This is a genomic window from uncultured Paraglaciecola sp. (assembly GCF_913058035.1).
GTDB lineage: Bacteria > Pseudomonadota > Gammaproteobacteria > Enterobacterales > Alteromonadaceae > Paraglaciecola.
The window spans coordinates 1-4,826 of record NZ_CAJXPA010000253.1; the positions used below are offsets into that span (position 1 = coordinate 1).

General features: G+C 40.0%; 6 protein-coding genes. 5 read left to right on the forward strand and 1 reads right to left on the reverse strand.

From position 1 onward, the window contains the following. The first annotated feature begins 242 nt into the window (after positions 1-242). The 5 genes from QZ562_RS19625 to QZ562_RS19645 all read left to right on the forward strand — a co-directional run bounded on the left by QZ562_RS19625 (position 243) and on the right by QZ562_RS19645 (position 4,544). Complete coding sequence (locus QZ562_RS19625) at positions 243-1,163, forward strand: hypothetical protein (RefSeq protein ID WP_293764064.1); 921 nt, start codon at positions 243-245, stop codon at positions 1,161-1,163. 482 nt (positions 1,164-1,645) lie between these two features. Then, positions 1,646-1,888, forward strand: a complete 243-nt coding sequence (locus QZ562_RS19630; protein ID WP_293764066.1) for a hypothetical protein — start codon at positions 1,646-1,648, stop codon at positions 1,886-1,888. Positions 1,889-2,275: 387 nt separating this feature from the next. Beyond that, positions 2,276-2,458 (forward strand): hypothetical protein, encoded by a 183-nt coding sequence (locus QZ562_RS19635; RefSeq protein ID WP_293764068.1) that lies wholly within the window; start codon positions 2,276-2,278, stop codon positions 2,456-2,458. A gap of 230 nt (positions 2,459-2,688) precedes the next feature. Next, on the forward strand, positions 2,689-2,871 hold the full coding sequence (locus QZ562_RS19640; protein ID WP_293764070.1) for a hypothetical protein: 183 nt from the start codon (positions 2,689-2,691) through the stop codon (positions 2,869-2,871). Positions 2,872-3,131: 260 nt separating this feature from the next. Further along, complete coding sequence (locus tag QZ562_RS19645) at positions 3,132-4,544, forward strand: SDR family NAD(P)-dependent oxidoreductase (protein ID WP_293764072.1); 1,413 nt, start codon at positions 3,132-3,134, stop codon at positions 4,542-4,544. Between the two features lie 69 nt (positions 4,545-4,613). Here QZ562_RS19645 and QZ562_RS19650 read toward each other — a convergent pair. Beyond that, the coding region (locus QZ562_RS19650) for an IS3 family transposase (RefSeq protein ID WP_293764074.1) at positions 4,614-4,826 on the reverse strand (213 nt) is incomplete at its 5' end.

The window sequence follows — 4,826 nt, forward strand, 5'->3', positions numbered from 1 at the left end:
GATCAGATGTATATCAGGTGCCGACTATACAGACTGGATTCAAATGAAAGGAAGCACACGATTACTAGTGGTATTCACATTTACAGTTCACGTACGAAAATGATTACCAGCATATTATGGTTGTCTCGGACGTTGGCTGCTTAATGAATGTGATTGTGTTGTAGCGGAGAGCTTTGTACGTAGCTAGCAATTTACTAGCTCTCCATAACTTAAGCTTATAAGCAAGTAAACTAAGGTAAAATATGCAAAATAATCGATTCCTTTTAACTAGTCTGATCATAATGACCGGCGCAACCTACCAAGCCCAAGCTGATAACATCCCTAATTATTCACCGCTGGTCTTTGGCGCCACTTACGTTAGCGCTGGCGCTGATGCAGAATTCGGTGGCGACATTGTAGCAAAGACTTATTTTGTGGGTGGAGCTGATACTAAGGTCACTGGCAGCATTCAGTCAGGAACTGCTATAACGCTCGGCGCCAATAGTAAAGTTGACAATGACACTGATTCTGGCACTGCTACAACGCTCGGCGCGAGCGTAACAGTCATCAACTCGTATTATGGCACAGCCTTTACTTTAGGAGCCGGAGCCACGAGCAATGAAAATGCCAGAACACAAGACCATTTGGATTATACAGAAATAAAAGTTACCCAGAGACGGAAAGATCTTAGTCTTTTAGATGTTGGGCTACTCGTTAAAAATAAACTCAAGACGACGATGGATGTAACTACAATACTTTCGCCTTTGTCGGACTTTCACGGGGTAGCTGCTGATGGGGCTGAGTCCGCGACAGTTATTACTGATAATCAGGTTGTCTATAACTTAGATAGCCTAACAACGGGTGCTGGCATAACCCTTATGCTCAAGGATGGGTACGATTATGTTTTCAATATCACAGACATGTTGAGCCTTGGTGCCGGGACAAAAATTGTCATGTGCAGCGACATAACACAACAATTAGTTTGCACTGAGTCAAATAGCAATAATACTGTTACTTGGAATCTTGGCGGCTACGCATCGATAGGCGAAGATGCAGAAATGATTGGTACTGTTTTAGCAAATGGCTACATTAGTACCGGAGTCGACTCAAAAATGACGAAGGGCGTCCTTTATTCAGAAACTTCTTACGTCACTATAGGCGCAAGCGGCACAGTTTATCCTTAATAGAAGTCAGAAAACGATGAGAAGCCAGAAGTGCCATTAAACGCGTAATGCAGATTCGTTTTACTTGGTATTTTCGTAGTTAATACAACTAGCCCTCCCTTGGATTTTTCCATGAGAGGGCTTTTTTTTGATTTCAAAATCAACGGTGAGCTGCTGCGTTCATCTCAATGGCGATACACGATTTTTCGGGTATCGTTCGGTTAACAAAGCTGAGGGCAACTTAACTTAAAATCCTAGGCTGCACTTTAATTTCGTCAATTTACATGGATGTAAATACATGACTAGATTGCCCCATGCCAGCTCAGTAAATATTCCTTAACATAATATTCAACGCGGAAATAATCGCCGAGGATGCTTTGTCAGCGAGCAAGATTTCGCAAGTTATGTAAGTTGGTTAAAAGAATATTCTAAAAAATACTATATCGATGTTTCGCGTTTGGGCATTGATGACCCATCACGTGCACTCCCTGTGCAATCTTTGTGTGGACAATAATATCAGTTTGATGATGCAATCTTTAGGCAGGCAGCATGTACGTTATTTTAATAGTTGTTATGGGTGGTCAGAAACATTGTGGGAAGGTTGCTATAAGTTTTGTTTGTTGCAAGCTGAAGATTGCCTTTTGGCGCTCTATCCATACATAGAGCTTAACCCTGTTAGAGCAAACATGATTGAGGACCCTGCTGACTATCATTGGTCAAGCTATTCGATTAATGGCCATTGGTAATGAGCAATTCAAGCAAGAGTTAGAAGTATAGAAAAAAAGAAGCTAGCTGGGTTGTAGGCGTTAGGCTGACACTAACACCAGTCTACACAATAAACTGATCGGTAATACATGAAAATAACAATTCATTAACATTGTAATTACAAAATATCTATATTATTCAATATGTTAACGATCGAAAACTGTCGGTTTTTTTTACATAAACAGATTTATTAAAAATATGAAATTTCGTATCTTATTGAATTATAACACTAAAGATTTGTTGGCTTAGATATTGAATATGGTCTGGTGTGCCGATATATATTTGCGTTATGCATATCAATTATATTAGTAAGCCTGCCACAATCAGTGTCGGGGTATTTTTAGTGTATTACTGGTTAAGATATATATATGTCTTGTTTAACTCGAAAATTGCAGCAAAGATTAACGCGCTACGTTCAAAAAAACAGTTCTCATTTTTCGTCAAATGATCCTGAATGTATTCGTGAAAAATTGGTTAATTTAGGGGTGTGCCCCTCTGATGTGACAACTGACCAACTCGGGCTCATATTAAAAGAAGCAAAAAATAGTTAAATATCGATATGGAATTGGATTAACAAGAGAATGATAACTAACAAAACACTCATGTTATAAATAATATCTTTACAGTAAAGGTGATATTGGCCATCACTAAATTACCCTTGAATTAAACCGCGGCAAAGTAACATCCACCATCAAGTGAGATAAACTGCTAATCAGTCATCATTAATAGCAAGCAACACTTAACATAGTTTTTCGATTTATTTCGCTGGGTTTATGAAGAATTGTCACCTGAATTGTCATCACAGGACAAGTTTAAAGCAATACGGCTAGATTTAATAATGGAGCAAGTGATAGCCGCTGTTGCCGGTAACTATGTAGATAACGTGGAGGATATAATCAGACTAATCAAAGGTCCACACAGAGCCAATGAGGCAAAAAAACTAGCGATGTATTTGTATCAATAATTGGTAATAATGAAGCTAGCAGATATTGCTTAGGCATTTCAAATAGAACATGTGGGGTCTGTAAATTTTATTACCTATCAGATTAGAAAGTGCGCAAAAAAGACTTGCGGCTCAGACAATAAATTGCACGTTGATCATGAGTGTTGTGAAACAAGCAACTTGTACCTTTTTTTAGATGTCGCAAATCATTTAACTCATCGCTGAACTAAGATACCCTACTGCGCGTATTTTCTAACTATCCGTTAATGATGGAATGTAATGTGAGTAATATTATTACCCTTGATAAAACTATTGAAGTGGCACGCAAGCTCCATGAGGCATTTGCCTACGTTAGCGAGTTTTCACGTATTGAGCAATGGGATCCTGCAGTAGCTGGGGCCTCTAAGTTATCTAGTGGGAAACCCGGCGTTGGCAGTCGTTATCAGATCGATATGAAAGCAGGCTTTAGTCTGTACTACGAAATTATTGAATTTGAAGCTAATAAGCGCCTGCTAATGACGGTTGATTCAAAACTATTTACAGCCGTAGAAGAGATTATATTTACTGATACTGATAGCGGCACCAAAATTCGTTATATTGCTAACTTTAATTTCCCGGCGCCTGTAACGATGATCAGTCGATTAAATCCTGCGGTAATGGATTGGGTCGGCAACATGGCAATTGAAGGCTTAAGAAAAGCGTTAGAAGACAATTTTACTGCTCCCAAGGCGTCAAAAGTTCTGGCCGTCGCCGACAAACTTATACTGCCAGGTGTCTGGCGCTTTACTCGCTTGGGTTATACAAACTCTCGTAAACGCTGGAATGCTCTGTCGGCATATATGAATGATCGCCATGCAGTCATAACAGGAGCTACCTCCGGTATTGGTTTGGCAGCTGCGAAACAATTAGCTGAACTTGGTGCAGAGATAACATTGGTAGCTCGTGATAAAAACAAAGCTCAGCAAGTTGTACGTGAACTAATAGAGCAAACTGGTAATACTCGAATCAATATAGAGCTTGCCGATATGTCGCTAATGAAAGATGTACATGCGTTAGTAGAGCGTCTACTTGAGGCAGGTAAACCGGTTGATATGTTAATTAATAATGCCGGTGCTTTGTTTAATCCTCGCAAACAAACTACTGAGGGTTTAGAGCAGAGCTTTGCCTTGTTGCTACTTGGGCCTTATATCCTTACCGAACGATTATATCCATTACTAGAAAAGTCTGAGTCAGCAAGAGTAGTTAACGTGTTGTCGGGCGGAATGTACTCGCAAAAGATCCAGGTCAACGACTTACAAAGCCAACGCGGTAAATACTCAGGCTCTACTGCATATGCGAGAGCAAAACGCGGCTTAATGATCTTGACCGAAGAGTGGGCTGAGCGCTGGCAAGATGATGATATAAGCGTCAATGCAATGCATCCTGGCTGGGTAGATACGCCAGGGGTTGTCAATGCCTTACCAGAATTTTATCGAGTGACTAAGCGTTTACTGCGTAAACCTGAGCAAGGCGCGGATACTATTACTTGGCTAGCCGCTGCTAAAGAAGCGAGTAAAGTATCTGGAAAGTTTTGGCTAGATCGAGAGCAGCACCCAAGTCATCTTTCAAAACGTACAGTTGAAACTTCCGCCCAGAGAAAGCAGTTATTATTGGAGCTGGAAAAATTAGAAAAAAAAACTATGGCGATTAAATGAAAACAACGCATACAAGAAGGTAGGTTGAAGTTGCTACAATTTCAGACGGTTTAATTAAAGAGCATCTGATTACTCATATTCTATACGGCTTATGTAGCCGAAATAGGAATGTCTTCGTTGTCGATTATAAAGTACTTTGATATATTTAAAGATGCTTTTCTTAACCTCTGAGCGTGTGAAGTAGTCTTCATCATCAACCCGTTCTGTTTTCAACGAGCTAAAGAAACTTTCAGCAATAGCGTTATCGTGACACTCACCTTTTCGGCTCATGTTGCACAGCAT